The organism is Micromonospora desertarenae (assembly GCF_056150265.1).
The window spans coordinates 80363-97666 of sequence record NZ_JAXCFQ010000014.1 but is presented as its reverse complement, the minus strand read 5'-3'; the positions used below and the strand labels follow the sequence as shown (position 1 = coordinate 97666).

General features: G+C 74.6%; 10 protein-coding genes. 4 read left to right on the top strand and 6 right to left on the bottom strand.

Annotation, left to right across the window (positions count from 1 at the left end):
- The first annotated feature begins 1 nt into the window (after position 1).
- Positions 2-832 (top strand): alpha/beta fold hydrolase, encoded by an 831-nt coding sequence (locus SM577_RS25420; protein ID WP_302917277.1) that lies wholly within the window; start codon positions 2-4, stop codon positions 830-832.
- Positions 833-902: 70 nt separating this feature from the next.
- On the opposite strand, the gene SM577_RS25415 is transcribed toward SM577_RS25420, so the two are convergent.
- The 4 genes from SM577_RS25415 to SM577_RS25400 form a co-directional block, all read right to left on the bottom strand.
- Entirely contained in the window at positions 903-2012 is a 1110-nt protein-coding gene (locus tag SM577_RS25415; protein ID WP_474588153.1) for an NAD(P)/FAD-dependent oxidoreductase, read from the bottom strand.
- Positions 2009-2818, bottom strand: a complete 810-nt coding sequence (locus SM577_RS25410; RefSeq protein WP_474588152.1) for a hypothetical protein — start codon at positions 2816-2818, stop codon at positions 2009-2011. Before SM577_RS25410 ends, SM577_RS25415 begins: the two co-directional genes overlap by 4 nt.
- Complete coding sequence (locus tag SM577_RS25405) at positions 2815-3756, bottom strand: ABC transporter ATP-binding protein (RefSeq protein WP_302917280.1); 942 nt, start codon at positions 3754-3756, stop codon at positions 2815-2817. Before SM577_RS25405 ends, SM577_RS25410 begins: the two co-directional genes overlap by 4 nt.
- 195 nt (positions 3757-3951) lie before the next feature.
- On the bottom strand, positions 3952-4800 hold the full coding sequence (locus SM577_RS25400; RefSeq protein ID WP_474588191.1) for an ATP-grasp domain-containing protein: 849 nt from the start codon (positions 4798-4800) through the stop codon (positions 3952-3954).
- A gap of 253 nt (positions 4801-5053) precedes the next feature.
- Here SM577_RS25400 and SM577_RS25395 point away from each other — a divergent pair, with 253 nt between their 5' ends.
- The 3 genes from SM577_RS25395 to SM577_RS25385 all read left to right on the top strand — a co-directional run bounded on the left by SM577_RS25395 (position 5054) and on the right by SM577_RS25385 (position 14068).
- Complete coding sequence (locus SM577_RS25395) at positions 5054-10519, top strand: ATP-binding protein (protein WP_474588151.1); 5466 nt, start codon at positions 5054-5056, stop codon at positions 10517-10519.
- A gap of 169 nt (positions 10520-10688) precedes the next feature.
- Complete coding sequence (locus SM577_RS25390; RefSeq protein WP_474588150.1) at positions 10689-12941, top strand: hypothetical protein; 2253 nt, start codon at positions 10689-10691, stop codon at positions 12939-12941.
- Between the two features lie 146 nt (positions 12942-13087).
- Positions 13088-14068, top strand: coding sequence for a DUF2804 domain-containing protein (locus SM577_RS25385; RefSeq protein WP_474588149.1), 981 nt, complete (start codon positions 13088-13090; stop codon positions 14066-14068).
- Positions 14069-14093: 25 nt separating this feature from the next.
- On the opposite strand, the gene SM577_RS25380 is transcribed toward SM577_RS25385, so the two are convergent.
- Both SM577_RS25380 and SM577_RS25375 read right to left on the bottom strand, forming a co-directional pair.
- Entirely contained in the window at positions 14094-15857 is a 1764-nt protein-coding gene (locus SM577_RS25380; RefSeq protein ID WP_474581710.1) for a glycoside hydrolase family 2 protein, read from the bottom strand.
- Positions 15854-17218, bottom strand: coding sequence for an MFS transporter (locus tag SM577_RS25375; RefSeq protein ID WP_302917285.1), 1365 nt, complete (start codon positions 17216-17218; stop codon positions 15854-15856). The genes SM577_RS25380 and SM577_RS25375 overlap by 4 nt, the downstream gene beginning before the upstream one ends.
- Positions 17219-17304: the final 86 nt, after the last annotated feature.

Below are 17304 nucleotides of genomic sequence, written 5' to 3'. Positions count from 1 at the left end.
CATGACCACCACCCAGTGGAGCGCCGAGACCACCACCGCCGGGCAGTACGCCGACGTCAACGGCATCAACCTGTACTACGAGACGCACGGGACGGGCCGCCCGATGATCCTGCTGCACGGCGGCCTCGGCTCGGGTGAGATGTTCGGGCCCGTCCTGCCCACGCTGGCCGAGCAGCACCAGGTCATCGCCGTCGACCTCCAGGGGCACGGCCGCACCGCCGACATCGACCGGCCGATCGACGTGGCCCTGATGGCCGACGACGTGGCCGCCCTGATCGACCACCTCGGGCTGGAGAAGCCGGACGTCGTCGGCTACTCGCTCGGCGGCGGCGTGGCGCTCCAGGTCGCGATCCGGCACCCGGAGAAGGTGGGCCGCCTGGTCGCGGCGTCGGCGAACATCCGCCGCAACGCCATCTACCCGGAAATGCTCCAGCAGCAGGGCCAGGTCACCGGGGCGGCCGCCGAGTTCATGAAGGACACCCCGATGTACGAGCTCTACCAACGGGTCGCGCCGCGCCCCGAGGACTTCCCCCGCCTGCTGGACAAGATCGGCGAGGCGATGGCGAAGGACTTCGACCTCACCGAGGAGGTGCGCGGCCTGCGGGTGCCGACCCTGGTGGTCGCCGCCGACGCCGACATGGCGCCGCCGAGCCACTACGTCGAGGTCTTCAACCTGCTCGACGGCGGGCTGCGCGACGGCGGCTGGGCGGGCGAGGGCCGGCCGGCGGGCGGCCACGCCCTGGCCATCCTGCCCGGGCTGACGCACTACGACATCTTCCGCTCCCCGCTCTTCGCCGCTGTCACGCTCGCCTTCCTGGACCAGGCGAACTGAGGCACCGACGCAGTCGCCCCGCCCGGCGGTCGCCTGGTCGACCGCCGGGGCCGTCGGCGTCACCGAGGAGTCAGGGGTCGGGAAAGGACCCGTCGCCGAAGAGGATGCGGCTGGCCGCGGCCCGCCCGGGGGGCGTGCGCAGCAGCGTGAACGCCGCCGCCGCGAGGGCGGGCGTCCGCACCTGGGCAAGCCCTCGGCGCAGCATCAGCCGGCCACGGAAGCGGGCCCGCAGCGCGGCCCCGTCGTAGCGGGTCAACACGTCCGGCCGGCCGGTGCGCAGGGCCTCGTCGAGGACGGCGGCCGCGAGTTCGGACAGCCGCAGGCACGGATCCAGACCGCCGGCGGTGAGTGGCGAGACGGCACCCGCGGCGTCCCCCACGAGCAGCCCGTCCGGGCAGCTGATCCGGCGCAGCACGCCGCCGACCGGGATCGGGCCGCCGCGCCGCTCGACCTGCTCGGGGCGGTCGACGCCGGGCAGTCCGGGCGCCACCGTCCGGAACCGCTGCAGGGCCCCCCGGAGACCGTCGGGGAAGCGGTCGGGGTAGCCGGCCACGCCGACGTGGGCGTGCCGGCCGTCGTTGACGACCCACGCCAGGTAGCCGGGCGCGAGCGACGGGTCGAGCACGCAGTGGAACGCCGGTGGCTCCGCCCCGGCGGGGATCGGGAACACCTCCTCGGCGCCGACCAGCAGGTGGCGGTTGCGGTCCAGGGCGAGCTCCCGGGCGACCCGGGAGCGGGCGCCGTCGGCGCCGACGACGAACCGGGCCCGGACCCGGGTCGGCCCGTCATCCCCGGCCAGCAGGTGGGAGCCGGCTCGCCGCCCGGCGTAGCGGGTGCCGAGCGCGATCCGTACGCCGGCCTCGGCAGCGGTGCGGGCGGCCGCCACGTACAGCGCGGCCATGTCGCCCACCCGGTACTCGTCACGCGCGCTGACCAGGGTGACCTGCCGGCGCAGCCCCGGCGGGTAGAGCACCACCCGCCGGATGGGTGGCCCGAGGCACCCGGGCGGCAGCGCGAAGTCGTCGAGCGTACGCCGGACGAAGATCCCCGTGGTGCGGATCGCGCCGGTGAGCGTGGGCCGCCGTTCGACCAGCAGCACCTGGTGACCGGCCCGGGCGAGCAGCGTGGCGGTATGCAGGCCGGCCAGCCCGGCCCCGACCACCAGCACGTCCACGCTCATCGGTTCGCGTCGTCGCGGATCAGGCGCAGCCCGCCGAGCAGCAGCGCGCCGGCGGCCCAGGCCAGCAGGACGAGCACCGACGACGCCGTCGTCATCCCCGGCACCTCGCCGAGCAGGAGGAACGCCGCCCCCGTCCCGGGCAGGACGTCGGCCAGCGCGGACATCCACTGGTAGCCGAACTGCGGCAGCAGCAGCGGCAGCACCAGCATCAGCAGGAACACCGCGACCAGGGCGCCGGCCGTGTTGCGCAGCAGGAAGCCGAGCCCCACGGCGAGGACGGTGCCGGCCGCGAGCACGAACGCGACGGTGGCCAGCACCTCGACGCCTTCGCCCACCGGCAGGCGCAGTCCCGGCCGGGCCGCGGCGAAGGCGGCCAGCGCGGAGGCGAGCCCGAGCAGCACCCCGGCGACCGTGGCGGCGCCGGCCGTGACCACGGTCCGGGCGAGGAAGAGGACGCCGCGGCGTGGCGTCCACTGCAGGGTCGGCACGATCCCGCCGGTGGCGTACTCGGAGGTGACAGCGGTCAGGGTGAGCGCGAGCAGGGCGAACTGCGCCGGCATGGCGGTGATCGCCGAGATGGCCCAGGCCGGTTCCCCCTGTGGCGGGTCGGGGCTCGCGGCGGCCTCGAAGCCGGCGACAGCGCCGATCCCCACCATCGCCGCGGCGGCCGCGGCCAGGAACCACCAGGTGGCCTTGACCGTCCAGAGCCGGGTCCACTCGGCGGCGCAGGTACGCGCGAACAGGCGTCCGGTGGCGGGCTCGGCGGCCGCACCGCGCTGGACCGGAATGGTCGACGAAGCGGTCACCGCTCCCCCTCCGGGCTCACCCGGGCCGCCGTCGGCTGGCGGCCGTGGTACTCGACGTGGTTGCTGGTCAGTTCGAGGTACGCGTGCTCCAGCGACTGCTGGACCTCGGAGAGGTGGTGCAGCGGGATGTGGCAGGAGTTGGCGACCTCACCGACCTGCACGGCGGTGCCGCCCTCGACCCGCAACTCGTCCGGGTCGACCCGCCGGACGGTGAGGCCGCGTTCCCGGAGCCGGGCGAGCAGCGCGTCCGCCTGCGTGCTGAGGACGCGTACCTCGACGTGTCCCAGCCCCCGCAGGATGTCCTCTGTCGTCGCGTCGGCGATCAGCCGGCCCCGACCGATGACGATCAGGCGGTCGGCGGTCTGCTGCATCTCGCTGAGCAGGTGGCTGGAGACCAGCACGGTGCGCTGCTGGTCGGCGAGTTCGCGCAGCAGCCCGCGGACCCAGCGGATGCCGTCCAGGTCCAGCCCGTTCATCGGCTCGTCGAACAGCAGCACCCGGGGGTCGGCGAGGAGTGCCGCGGCGATCCCGAGGCGCTGGCGCATGCCCAGCGAGTAGCCCTTGATCCGGCGGCGGGCCGCGCCGCCGAGGCCGACCTGCTCGATCACCTCCGCCACCCGGCGTTCCGGGATGCCGTTGGCTCGCGCGGCGACCCGCAGGTGGCTGCGTCCGGTGCGGCCGGGGTGCACGGCGCCGGGATCCAGCAGCGCACCGACCTCCCGGAGCGGTTCGCCGAGGGTGGCGAACGCCCGGCCGTTCACCAGGGCCCGGCCGGCGGTGGGCCGGTCGAGGCCGAGCACCATCCGCATCGTCGTGGACTTCCCCGCCCCGTTCGGCCCGAGGAACCCGGTGACCTTTCCCGGCTCGACGACGAAGCTCAGGTCGTCGACGGCCAGGACGTCCCCGTAGCGCTTCGTGAGCCCGCGCACTTCGATCATGCATCGACTATCACTCGGTTCCTATCGAAAGTCAATCGATTCGCCGTGCCGACACCCCGGCGGCGGCCTCCCGCACGGCCGGTACCCGCTGCTGGACCAGGCGGCCACGACCCGCCGCCGCGCCGCGCGTCGGCTGCCGGAGTTCCGGCGCGTCCGGGCGGCGGGCGACGAGGGGTTCCGGTGCGGTGGCTCCGGTCAGCGGGATTCCGCGGTCAGGGCCGCGAGGAGCGCGGTCGGCTCGACCGTGACCGGCCGGTCACTGACCTGCCCGTCCCCGACCTCGACGACCCGCCACACCCCGTCGGCGCGCAGCGCCAGGTCCACCGTGACGAACGGCAGCCGCAATCCGGCGACCAGCGGCGCGAGCCACCCGAGGTCGACCTCGCCCGCCGGGTGGTCGTGCGGGGTGTCCGGGTGCGGCCCGACCAGGGCGCACCGGCCCCGCACCCACCAGGTCCGCACCTCGGCCGAGCCGAGCGGCTCGAACGCGCGCAGCACGAACCCGCCGACGAAGTCGTCCGCCCGCAGTTGCCGCAGCCGGCGGGCGACCGCCCACGCGGCGTCCCGATCGCCGAGGTCCGGGATGAAGGTGGCCTCGTGCCAGTGGTGCTTCATGGACTTGACGTGGTCGCGCACGATCGCCGGGCCCGCGCCGAGCGCCCGCCGGGCCCGGTCGAAGTCGGCCAGTTCCGCGCCGGTGGTCCACGCCGAGCGGGGCGTGACAGCGGCCAGCGCCGGATACCAGCCCGGTAGCTCGTGCGCGCGCCGGTACTGCTCGGCGGTCGTGCGGACGCTCACCCCACGCCGGGCCAGCGCCTCGGTCAGCTCGGCGTACCGTTCGCCGCGCAGCATCCAGCCGCGGTAGACGGCCGGGCCGCCGGCGGGTACGGACGCCACCGCCCGATCCGGGTCGTCGCCGCGCGCCAGCGCGTCGTGGTCGACCAACGCGACGGTCAGGCCCGCCTCCCGGGCCGCCCGCGCCTCCGGCGCGAAGTGCTCGTCGGGGCGGCGCGGCCGCAGCGGGTCGGCGGGAACGAGGAGCATCACCCGCGCGATGCTGCCCGATCCGGCCGCACGAACTCCAACCCTTTCGGGACCGCTCCGTCACCGCCTTTAGCACCAGTCCGAGCCCGAAGTGTGGACGCCAAAAAGTTTTGTTCGGTTCCTACAAACGGTGCCGCACAGGGTTCGGTGGTTACGACATGGCGCGGCCCGCCGGCAGGCGGAAAGGTGACCAATGCCGGGGGGCGGAATCTCGCGGCGCGTACATCGTGGGTCAACCGGAGGGGTCGGTCGGGTGTTCAGCCGTGTCGCCATCGTCAACCGTGGTGAGGCCGCCATGCGGCTCATCCACGCGGTCCGGGAGCTGGCCGCGGAGACCGGGGTCCGGATCGAGACCGTCGCCCTGTACACCGACGTCGACCGCACCGCCACGTTCGTGCGCGAGGCGGACGTCGCCTACGACCTCGGTCCCGCGTCCGCCCGTCCGTACCTGGACCTGACGGCGCTGGAACGCGCGCTGGTGGAGACCGGGGCCGACGCCGCCTGGGTCGGTTGGGGCTTCGTCGCCGAGGACCCGGCGTTCGCGGAGCTGTGCGAGAAGATCGGGGTCACCTTCGTCGGGCCGAGCCCGGAGGCGATGCGCAAGCTCGGCGACAAGATCGGCGCGAAGCTGATCGCCGAGGAGGTCGGCGTGCCGGTCGCGCCGTGGAGCCGCGGCGCGGTCGAGACCCTGGACGCCGCGCTGGCGGCGGCCGACGAGATCGGCTACCCGCTGATGCTGAAGGCGACCGCCGGCGGCGGCGGGCGCGGCATCCGCGTGGTCACCAACTCCGCCGAACTCGCCGACGCGTACGAGCGCACCAGCCAGGAGGCGGCGCGGGCGTTCGGCAGCGGCGTCGTGTTCCTGGAGCGCCTGGTCACCGGCGCCCGGCACGTCGAGGTGCAGGTCATCGCCGACGGCCAGGGCACGGCGTGGGCGCTCGGGGTCCGCGACTGTTCGGTGCAGCGGCGCAACCAGAAGGTCATCGAGGAGTCGGCGTCGCCGGTGCTCAGCCCGGCGCAGGCGGCCGAGCTCAAGGCGTCGGCCGAGCGGCTGGCCGTCGCGGTCGGCTACCGGGGCGCGGCGACCGTCGAGTTCCTCTACCACCCGGGCGACCGGCTGTTCGCGTTCCTCGAGGTCAACACCCGGCTCCAGGTCGAGCACCCGATCACCGAGGCGACCACCGGGTTCGACCTGGTCAAGGCGCAGCTGCACGTCGCCGCGGGCGGGCGGCTCGACGGCGAGCCGCCGGTGGAGCGCGGGCACGCCATCGAGGCCCGGCTGAACGCCGAGGACCCGGACCGCGACTTCGCGCCCGCCCCCGGCCGGATCGCCCGGCTGGACCTGCCCGCCGGGCCGGGCATCCGGGTGGACACCGGCGTCAGCGAGGGCGACACCATCCCCGCCGACTTCGACTCGATGATCGCGAAGATCATCGCCTACGGGCGGAACCGCGACGAGGCGCTCGGCCGGCTGCGCCGGGCGATGGCGAACACCACGGTGGTCATCGAGGGCGGCGCGACCAACAAGAGCTTCGTGCTCGACCTGCTGGACCAGCCCGAGGTCATCGACGCGAGCGCGGACACCGGCTGGATCGACCGGGTCCGTGGCGCGGGCCGGCTCGTCGCGCACCGGCACTCCGCCGTCGCGCTGGCGGCCGCCGCCATCGAGGCGTACGAGGAGGAGGAGCGCGTCGAGCGGCAGCGGCTGCTCGCCACGGCGGCCGGCGGGCGCCCGCAGGTGCGGCACGCCAGTGGCCGACCGCTGGACCTCAAGCTGCGCGGCGTCAGCTACCGGATGCGGGTGGCGCGGGTCGGCGCGCACCGGTTCCGGGTCGGCATCGAGGTGGGCACGGCGGTGCGCACCGCCGACGTCGAGCTGGACCGCTTCGACCGGCACACCGGGCAGATCGCCGTCAACGGCGCGCGGTACCGCCTGCTCACCGGGACGCACGGGCCGATCCACCTGGTCGAGGTGGACGGCGTGACGCACCGGATCAGCCGCGACGAGGGCGGGGTGGTCCGCTCGCCCATGCCGGCGCTGGTGGTGGCCACGCCGCTGCAGGTGGGCGCGGAGGTCGAGGCCGGCGCACCGGTACTGGTGCTGGAGGCCATGAAGATGGAGACGGTGCTGCGGGCGCCGTTCCGGGCGCGGCTGAAGGAGTGCGCCGTCTCCGTGGGCAGCCAGGTGGCGGCCGGCGCGCCGTTGCTGCGGCTGGAGCCGCTGGCCGAGGCGGCCGAGGAGGTGGCGGACGGTCCGGCCGCCGTGGCCGTCGAGCTGGACCTGCCCGCCGCGAACGGCGGGGCGCCGGCGCGGCAGCGCGCCGCCCGCGGCCGGGAGGACCTGCGCGGGCTGCTGCTCGGCTTCGACGTCGACCCGCACGACGACCGCCGGGTGATCGACGACTACCTCGCCGCGCGGCGGGCGATGATCGAGGACGGCCACCGGCCGCTGGCCGAGGAACTCGACCTGGTCACCGTCTTCGTCGACCTCGCCGAGCTGAGCCGCAACCGGCCCACCGGCGAGGACGGCGGCGGCGAGGCCCACGTGCACAGCGCCCGCGAGTACTTCCACACCTACCTGCAGAGCCTCGACGTCGAGCGGGCCGGACTGCCCACCTCGTTCCAGGCCAAGCTCGCCAAGGCGCTCGGGCACTACGGCGTCACGGAGCTGGAGCGCTCCCCCGAGCTGGAAGCCGCCGTGTTCCGGATCTTCCTCGCCCAGCAGCGCGCCGCCGCCGACGCCACTGTCGTCGCGACGCTGCTGCGCGCGTGGCTGCGGGAGTCACCGCCGGACGAGTCGTTGCGCGAACCGGCGGGCCTCGCGCTGGAGCGGCTGGTGGCCGCGACGCAGGTCCGCTTCCCCGTGGTCGCCGACCTCGCCCGCGGCGTGGTGTTCGCCTGGTTCGCCCAGCCGCTGCTGCGCCGCAACCGGGCCCGGGTCTACGCCGAGGTGCGCCGGCACCTGCGCCACCTGGACGCGCACCCGGACGCGCCGGACCGGGCCGAGCGGGTCGCCGAGATGGTCCGCAGCACCGAGCCGCTGGTGCGGCTGCTCGGCCAGCGGCTCGTGCGCGACCACCTCGACAACGCGGTGATGCTGGAGGTGCTGACCCGGCGCTACTACGGCAACAAGGGGCTGACCGCCGTCGGCACCCGTCGGGTCGCCGGCTGCACGTTCGTGGTCGCCGAGCGCGCCGACTCGTGCGTGGTCTCCGCCGCGGTCCGCTTCGACGCGCTGGACGGCGCCCTGCGCGGGCTGGCCGAGCTGGCCAGCGGCGAGGACGCCGTGGACGCCGACATCTACCTCGCCTGGGAGAGCCAGCCGGAGGATTTCGACGCGACGGTGGCTGCGCTGCTCGAGGTCATCAACGCCCACCCGCTGCCGCCGCAGGTCCGCCGGGTCACCACCACCGTCGCGGGCCGGGCCGGAGCGGTGATGCACCACCACTTCACCTTCCGCCCGTCCGGCGCCGGGATGGCCGAGGAGCGGCTGATCCGCGGCCTGCACCCCTACATCGCGCAGCGGATGCAGCTGGAGCGGCTGCACAAGTTCGACCTGACCCGGTTGCCGTCGGCGGACGAGGAGGTCTACCTCTTCCGCTGCGTGGCGCGACAGAACCCGTCGGACGAGCGACTGATCGCGTTCGCTCAGGTGCGCGACCTGACCGAGCTGCGCGATCACGACGGCCGGCTGGTCGCGCTGCCGACGACCGAGGACACCGTGGCCGCCTGCCTCGACTCGATCCGCCGCGCCCAGGCGCGGCGCTCGTCGAAGGCGCGGTTCAACACCAACCGGATCGTGATCTACGTCTGGCCGCCGAGCGAGCTCACCCGGGAGGAGATGGAGATGATCGCCGGGCGCGTGCGCCCGACGACCGGCGGTGCCCGCCTGGAGGAGATCCTGTTCATCGCGCGCCAGCGCGACCGGACGACCGGCGAGCTGACCAAGATGGCGGTACGGATCTCCTTCGACGCCACCGGCGGCGCCAAGCTGACCATCGGCGAGCCGCCGGTCGACCCGGTCGAGCCGCTCGACGACTACCGACTGAAGGTGCTGCGGGCGGCCAGCCGCAACACGGTGTACCCGTACGAGCTGACCGGCCTGCTCGGCGACTTCGTCGAGCACGACCTCGACGACGACCACGCGCTGGTGCCGGTCGACCGGCCCAGGGGACGCAACACCGCGGCGATCGTCGCCGGCGTGGTGACCACGCCGACCGTACGGCACCCGGAGGGGGTCACCCGGGTGGTGCTGCTCGGCGACCCGACGAAGTCGCTGGGTGCGCTGTCGGAGCCGGAGTGCCGGCGGGTGATCGCCGCGCTGGACCTGGCTGAGCGGATGCGGGTGCCGCTGGAGTGGTACGCGCTCTCCGCCGGCGCCCGCATCTCGATGACCTCGGGCACCGAGAACATGGACTGGGTGGCCGCGGCGCTCAAGCGGATCGTCGAGTTCACCCAGGGCGGCGGTGAGATCAACATCGTGGTCGCGGGCATCAACGTCGGCGCGCAGCCGTACTGGAACGCCGAGGCGACGATGCTGATGCACACCAAGGGCGTCCTGGTGATGACGCCGGACTCGGCGATGGTGCTCACCGGCAAGCAGTCGCTGGACTTCTCCGGTGGCGTGTCCGCCGAGGACAACTTCGGCATCGGCGGCTACGACCGGGTGATGGGCCCCAACGGGCAGGCGCAGTACTGGGCGCCGAGCCTGCCCGCCGCGCGGGACGTGCTGATGGCGCACTACGACCACACGTACGTCGCGCCGGGCGAGGACGCGCCGCGGCGGGCGGCCACCACCGACCCCACCGACCGGGACATCTCCGACTTCCCGCACGTGGTGGCCGGCAGCGACTTCACCACCGTGGGCGAGATCTTCTCGGCCACGGCCAACCCGGACCGCAAGAAGCCGTTCGACATCCGGACCGTGATGCGGGCGCTCGCCGACCAGGACCACCCGGTGCTGGAACGCTGGGCCGGCATGGCCGACGCGGAGACCGCCGTGGTGCAGGACGTCCACCTCGGCGGCATCCCGGTGTGCCTGCTCGGCATCGAGTCGCGCTCGGTGCCCCGGCGGGGCTTCCCGCCCACCGACGGCCCGGACACCTACACCGCCGGCACGCTCTTCCCACGCTCGTCGAAGAAGGCCGCGCGGGCGATCAACGCGGCCAGCGGCAACCGGCCGCTGGTGGTGCTGGCCAACCTGTCGGGCTTCGACGGCTCGCCCGAGTCGATGCGCAAGCTGCAACTGGAGTACGGCGCCGAGATCGGCCGGGCGATCGTGAACTTCCGCGGGCCCATCGTGTTCTGCGTGATCTCGCGGTACCACGGCGGCGCGTTCGTGGTGTTCTCGAAGGCGCTGAACCCGAACATGACGGTGCTGGCGCTGGAGGGCTCGTTCGCGTCGGTGCTCGGTGGCGCGCCCGCCGCCGCTGTGGTGTTCTCCGGCGACGTCGACGCCCGTACCGCTGCCGACCCCCGGGTGCGGGACCTGGAGGCCCGCGTCGCGGCCGCCGCCGGCGCGGACCGGGCCGCGCTGACCGCGGAACTCGACGAGCTGCGCGCGTCGGTCCGCGCCGAGAAGCTCGGCGAGGTGGCCACCGAGTTCGACCGGGTGCACAGCATCCAGCGAGCGGTCGAGGTCGGCTCGGTCGACGCGGTCATCCGGGCGGCCGAACTCCGTCCGCGGGTCATCGAGGCCATCGAGGCGCACCTGCGGTAACCCGCCGGGCGGAGGTCATCGGGCCCGCTCCCCCGGCCTCCGGCGGAGCGGGCCGGGCCGCTGGACGACGGTTGGGCCCGGCCGGGTGGGGTAGACCGCCGCGACTGTGCGGGGCGGTCCCCGGCCGGGTTCGCCCGGTTCCGGACCGCCAGGACGGCTCGGGGGGCCGATGTCGGATGCGTCAGCGCGGTGGGGCGGGCCGGGGCTGCCCGACGAGGTGGTGGAGCTGCGGGTGCACGGGGCCGCCAGCGCGAGCGCCGGCCAGGTGCTGGACCTGCCGCGGATCGAGCAGGTCGCGGGCGACCGCAGCGGGGGCTTCTACCGGGCCCGCACGCCGTCGGGCACGGACGACGGCGGCCGGGTGACGCTGGAGGCGTACCGCTGGGGTGACCTGCCCGCGGGGACCATGGCCCGCACCCTGTCGCTGGTGTTCCTGCTGCCGTTCATGCTGGTCAACGTGGCGATCTGGATGCGCCCGGCGCGTCCCGGCTCCGACCCGGTGGTCCGGTCGCTGTGCCGGCTGCTGGCGCTCTCCCTCACCGCGCTGTACGTGCTGGCCGTCGCCGGCGTCGCGCTGGACCTGATCGCGTGGAAGTGCCTGGCCTCGGCGCCCTGCGTGGCCGGGCGCGGGTGGCTGTCCTGGCTGGGTGGGCGGCCGGCCGGGTTGCGGCTGGCGGTGTCCGCGCTGGTGCCGGCCGCCGCCATCGGCCTGCTCTGGCGGGCCAGCACCCGCCCGGGTCGGGTGTTCGAGGCGTTCCGCGCTCCCGAGGCGCAGGTCTCCCGGCACCGGCTCAGCGCGGTCGGCCAGTGGGACGCCGAGCCGCTGGTGGGTCGGCTGCGCGCCATCCACGTCGCGGCGGCGTTCGCGACGCTGGACCTCACCCTGCTCGCCGCCCGGCTCTCCGCCAGCGCCTCGGCCGGCACCATCACGCTGGCGGTCGCCGCCGGGGCCGTGCTGGCCGCGTGTACGGTGCTGCTCTGCACGCCCGCGCTGATCGACCGGGCCGCCACGCACCGGCGGCGGGACCGGATCACCCGCACGCTGCGCACGACCGCACTCGTCCTCACCGCCGTGGTGACGGCGCACGTCCTGACCAGCCCGGCGCCCTGGCCCGCGGGGGGCGGCCTGCCCGGATACGACCCGATCCTCACCGGGCTGTTCGTCACCCAGACGGCCCTGCTGGTCGCGCTGGGCGCCGTACTGCTCTGGGGCCGGGACCGCCGGCCGGACGCCATGCCGCTGTTCGGGCTGGGGTCGCTGGTGATCGTGGCCGTGGCGATCAGCCTGGCGGTGGCGTACTCCGCCGAACTGGTCTACCGGGTGGCGGACTTCCTGGACCGCGACACCCCGACCGGGGTGGGCATCGCCAGCGGCCCGCCGCGGGCGTACAGCTGGGCGATCTACGGCTTCTTCCGGGCGGTGCTGATCACGGCGGTGGTCGCGGCCCTGGTCGCGCTGGTCTCCCGGCGCGGCCGGGGCCGCGCCGCCGCGGCGATCGTCGCGCACGACTACCCGGACCCGCCACCGGAGGCGGCGACCCGCCTGCGCCAGGTGCGGAAGGCGATAGCCCAGGCCCGGTTCACCGAGAAACTGATCCCGCTGGCCGTGGTCTACGCCTGCCTCGCCGGAATCGGCACGGCCACCACCACCATCGGCCTGCTCGACCTGTTGCCGGGCGACGCCCTGGAACGGTACGCGGGGGTCCCCGGCGACCTGGTCACCTTCGCCATCGCGTTCGGCAGCTGGGTGACCGCCGCGGCCATCCTGGCCCTGGTAGCCGGCGGGATCTTCGCCTACCGGACCGCCGAGTTCCGGCGCCATGTCGGCGTGCTGTGGGACCTGGGCACGTTCTGGCCCCGGGCCGCCCATCCGTTCGCGCCGCCCTGCTACGCCGAGCGGGCCGTGCCGGAGCTGACCCGGCGGATCACGTACCTGGTCGGACGCGGCAACGCGGTGCTGCTCACCGGGCACAGCTACGGTTCGGTCCTGGCCGCCGCGACGGTGCTCCAACTGCCGCCCCGGGTCAGCAGCCGGGTCGCCCTGCTCACCCACGCGTCACCCCTGCGCCGGGTCTACGGCCGGATCTTCCCGGCCTACATCGACGACGACGTGCTGCACGAGGTCGGCGCCCGGGTCGGCTGGCGGTGGGTGAACCTGTGGCGCGACACCGACCCGATCGGCGGCTGGGTCTTCTCCGCCCACCGGCCGGCCGCGCAGGTCACCGTCGACCGCCCCGCCGCGACGGTGGACCGCCGGCTCCGGGATCCCACCGACGTGGTGACCCCGCCCGGCGACAGCGTCCCGCCGCCGATCCAGGGGCACCGGGCCTGCGAGTCGGACCAGCGGTTCGTCGAGGCGGCGCGCGAGCTGGTCGAGCGGCTCCGCACGCCCACGGATCCGCGGCGGCCCCCGGCCGCCTGAAACCAGGCGCGCGCAGATCGAGCGGGCCGCCATGGCTGCCGATCCCACCATCGCCTGAGGCCGCCGCAAGCCGACACGAGCAAGACCGCGGCAGCGCGTCCTGCCGGCGGAGAGCCGGCGCGACGCAGGGGGATACCCTCGCCGTCGTGACGCACGAGAAGGAGATCACCGAGCCGGTCGACCTGTGCCTGCCGAACGGGCGGCTGCACCCGGCGGCGGTGGGTTGGAGCCGCCGGCCGGTGCACCGGGCGAACCTGCGTGGCTGGGGCCGCACCAAGCGCTGGGAGTACTGGGGCATCGTCACCCCGGGCCACATCGTCGGCCTGGTCGCCTCGTCGCTGGACTACGCGGGCGTGCACGGTCTCTACGTGCTCGACCGGGCGACGAAGGTGGAGATCGACCGCAACGCGGCGGTCCCCTTCGCCCGGGGCACGCACTTCCCGCCGGTCAGCGGGGCCGGCGCGGTGCGGGCCCGCGGCGGCGGGCTGGCCATCGACATCGACCAGGATCCGTCGGGCACCACGATCCGCGCCACCGCCCCGGGTCTGGAGGTCGACCTGGTGGTGCCGCTGCCGGCGGGGCACGAGTCGCTCGCCGTGGTGGTGCCCTGGAGCACCCGCCGGTTCCAGTACACCGTCAAGGACGTCGGCCGCCCGGTGCGCGGCACGCTGCGGGTGAACGGGGTGGAGCACCCGGTCGCCGAGACGGACTCCTTCGCCGTGCTCGACCACGGTCGCGGCCGGTGGCCGTACGCGATCCGCTGGAACTGGGCCGCCGGCAGCGGCCCGGGCCGGGCGATCCAGCTCGGTGGCACGTGGACCGACGGCACCGGCTCGACCGAGAACGGCCTCTTCGTCGACGGCCGGCTGCACAAGATCGGCGACGAGCTGCGCTGGGAGTACGACCGCACCGACTGGCTGCGGCCGTGGCGGATCAGCGGCGAGCGGGTGGCGGTGGAGTTCCACCCCTTCCACGAGAAGATCGCCCGGACCAACTTCGGGGTGCTCGCCAACGAGACGCACCAGTGTTTCGGGCACTTCACCGGCTGGGCGGCGACCGACGACGGCGAGCGGGTCGACCTGGCCGGCCTGGTCGGGTGGGCCGAGGAGGCGCGCAACCGCTGGTAGCGCCGGCGTGGCCGGCGGTGGCGGCTCAGGGCCGGGGCAGGCGCAGCCGGTCGTTGACCCGCCGGATGACCTCCTCGGGCAGTTTGAGCACCCGCCGGTCGTAGCTGAGCAGGCCGTTCAGCTCGTCCTCCACGTCGGAGAGCTGGGTGTAGACGGTGGCCGCGAGCCCGTCCGGGATGGCCGGCACGATCTGCTCGTCGTGCAGCCGGGTGAACGCCTCGGCCAGCCCGTCCGCGCCCCGGTACCGCTTGTAGCCGAACTCGGCCGGCCCGAAGCTGTGCCCGTCGACCCGCAGCGTGTAACCCCCGTACTCGGAGAGCACCAGGGCCCGGGCGTCGCGTCCCGGTCGCCGCCGGGGCACCCGGAAGCGGCGGAAGTAGACGTGCAGGCTGCGCAGGTCGCCGCCGCCCTGGTCGTGCCAGCCGCTGGCGTGGTCGACGGTCCGGGTCGGGTCGAGGGCGGCCACCTCCCGGGCCACCTCGGCGGCGTCGAACTGCCCCCAGCCCTCGTTGAACGGCACCCAGACGGCGACGCTCACCACGTTGCGCAGGTGCTCGACGGTCTCCCGCAGCTCGGCGCGGAACTCCGCGCGCCCGGCCGCGTCGGCCCGGCCGAACCAGCGCCGCCACCGGCCCCGGTCGGGCAGCCGCAGCGGGGTCAGCACCGGCGCGGTGACCACCAGCGGGCGGTACCCGGTGCCGCCGTTGACCATGTCCTGCCAGACCAGCATGCCGAGCCGGTCGCAGTGGTGGTACCAGCGCAGTGGCTCGATCTTGATGTGTTTGCGCAGCATGGTGAAGCCGAGCCGCTTCATCGCGACGATGTCGGCGACCAGCGCGGCGTCGGACGGCGCGGTGTAGAGGCCGTCCGGCCAGTAGCCCTGGTCGAGCACCCCGGCGTGGAAGTACGGCTCGCCGTTGAGCAGCAGCCGCGGCACCCCGTCGGCGTCCGGCCCGACGCCGAACGAGCGCATCCCGACGTAGCCGCGGACCCGGTCGTCGCCGTAGTCGACGGTCACGTCGTACAGGAAGGGGTCCTCGGGGGTCCAGGGCCGCACCGCGGGCAGCGGCAACCGCACGGCGGTCCCGGCGACCGCGCTCGCCTCGGCCACCACCGCGCCGTCGGCCAGGATCCGGATTTCGGCGGCACCGGCCTCCGCGCTGGCGTGCACTGTCACCTCGACGCAGCCCTGCGCCAGGTGCGGCGTGAGGGTGAGCCGCTCGACGTGGGCCGCCGGGACGCACTCGGCCCAGACGGTCTGCCAGATCCCGGACTGCGCGGTGTACCAGATGCCACCCCGGCGCAGCTTCTGCTTGCCGCGCGCGTGCCAGCTCGTGTCGCTGTCGTCGCGCACCTCGACGACCAGCACGTTCTCGCCCTCGCGCAGCGCGTCGGTGACGTCGCAGCGCACCGGCAGGTAGCCGCCGGTGCGCCCGCCCACCGGCACCCCGTTGAGCCGGACCGCGCAGGTCTGGTCCACCGCGCCGAAGTGCAGCAGCACCCGGTGGCCGGGCCGGTGGAAACCGTCGGGCAGGCGCACCGTGCGGCGGTACCAGAGGGTCTGGCCGGGCAGCAGCTGCCGCCCCACGCCGGACAGCGGCGCCTCCGGGGAGAACGGCACCAGGATCTCGCCGTCGTAGCGCTGCGGCTCCCGCGCGTCGTCGGTGATGGCGTACGCCCACCGGCCGTTGAGGTTGAGGTAGCTGTCCCGGACCAGCTGCGGGCGCGGGTACTCGGGCAGCACCTGGTCGGGGTCGAGGGCCTCGCCCCACCGGGTCGTCAGCGTCACGCGTCGGCCCTCCCGTCCCGCCGGCGCAGCGCCAGCACCGGTACGACGATGAACGCCAGCACGGCCAGCGCCATCAGGAAGATGCCCGGCGTCGGCACCTGCCGGACCACGCCGAGGTCCTGGTACGTCTCGCCGGCGTTGCTGATCACCGCCGCGCCCAGGTACGGGCCGACCAGCATCGGCACCAGGATGGCGAAGACCATCCGCAGTCCCTGCACGTGACCGGCCCGGCCCGGCGGCGTGTGGTCGCGCACCAGCGCGCCCAGCGGCGCCAGCACCAGCATGAAACCGGACATCATCACGATCCCGGCGCCGATCACCGGCAGCGTGCCCCGGGCCAGGAACATCAGCAGCAGGCCGGTGCCGTAGACCGCCGCGGCCGGGAGCACGAACCGGACCTTGCCCACCCGGTCGATCACCCGGCCGCAGGCCACGCTGACCACCGAGGCGGTCACCAGCACGGTGGCGAGCACCAGGGCGTACCCCTCGACCTCCAGGTAGCGCTGGAGGTAGATCACCAGGTACGGCAGGAAGACCTGGGTCGAGACGCCCCACACCGACCAGGCGGCCAGGGCCAGGTAGAGGCGCGGGTTGGCGCGCATCGCGGACGGCAGCAGGCCGTGGACCACCGCGCGCAGGTAACCGGCGTCGTTGCGGACCAGGGCGGGGCTCTCCCGCACCAGGAACCAGGCGGCGACGCCGGCCACTGCCATCACCGCGCCGATGACCAGGAAGAAGGTCCGCCAGTCACCGGCACGGGCCAGCCCGTCGAAGCCGCCGAAGATCACCAGCATGGCGAGCAGCGGCATGATCGCCAGCACCGCCTCGACCCGGCCACGGTTGGCCGGCCGGGTCACGTCGGTGACCCACGCCTGGAACGCCGCGTCGTTGGCGCCCGAGCCGAGGAACGACATCAGGCAGTCCAGCGCGATCACCGCGATCACGGTGAGCAGGACGGCGTTCGCCACCGGCGCGACGCCGTCCAGCGCGCCCACGGTGAGGAACCCGAACGCGGCCGTGCAGACACCCCAGAGCAGATAGCCGCCGGCGATGAACGCCCGGCGCCGCCCGAGGCGGTCGGAGAGCGCGCCCAGCAGCAGGGTGGCCAGCGTCGCGGTGGCGGCGCTGGCGGCCACCATCGTGGCGATCACCGTCGGGTCGTCGGTGACGGTGTCGTAGACGAAGAGGTTCAGGTAGATGTTCTCGACCGTCCAGGCCATCTGGCCGACCAGGCCGAGCAGCACCACCGCGACCCAGGCCCGCGCGCGCAGCCGGGCGGGATCGCCGGTGGGCGCGGGCCCGGCGCGGCGGACCTCGGCGCTCGGCGGAGCCGGGGGCGGCACCCGGTGCGGGACGGACATGGCGACCTCCTCGGCGGTCAGCACATGATGGACCACCCCGCGCCGGCCGCGAGCACGCGGTCCACCGATCACGGCGGGCCCGGACC

Bases quoted from the DNA above. Each gene is read 5' to 3' on its own strand.
- SM577_RS25415 (WP_474588153.1), bottom strand. From the start codon at position 2,012: ATGAGCGTGGACGTGCTGGTGGTCGGGGCCGGGCTGGCCGGCCTGCAT.
- SM577_RS25390 (WP_474588150.1), top strand. From the start codon at position 10,689: ATGTCGGATGCGTCAGCGCGGTGGGGCGGGCCGGGGCTGCCCGACGAG.
- SM577_RS25400 (WP_474588191.1), bottom strand. From the start codon at position 4,800: ATGCTCCTCGTTCCCGCCGACCCGCTGCGGCCGCGCCGCCCCGACGAG.
- SM577_RS25405 (WP_302917280.1), bottom strand. From the start codon at position 3,756: ATGATCGAAGTGCGCGGGCTCACGAAGCGCTACGGGGACGTCCTGGCC.
- SM577_RS25420 (WP_302917277.1), top strand. From the start codon at position 2: ATGACCACCACCCAGTGGAGCGCCGAGACCACCACCGCCGGGCAGTAC.
- SM577_RS25375 (WP_302917285.1), bottom strand. From the start codon at position 17,218: ATGTCCGTCCCGCACCGGGTGCCGCCCCCGGCTCCGCCGAGCGCCGAG.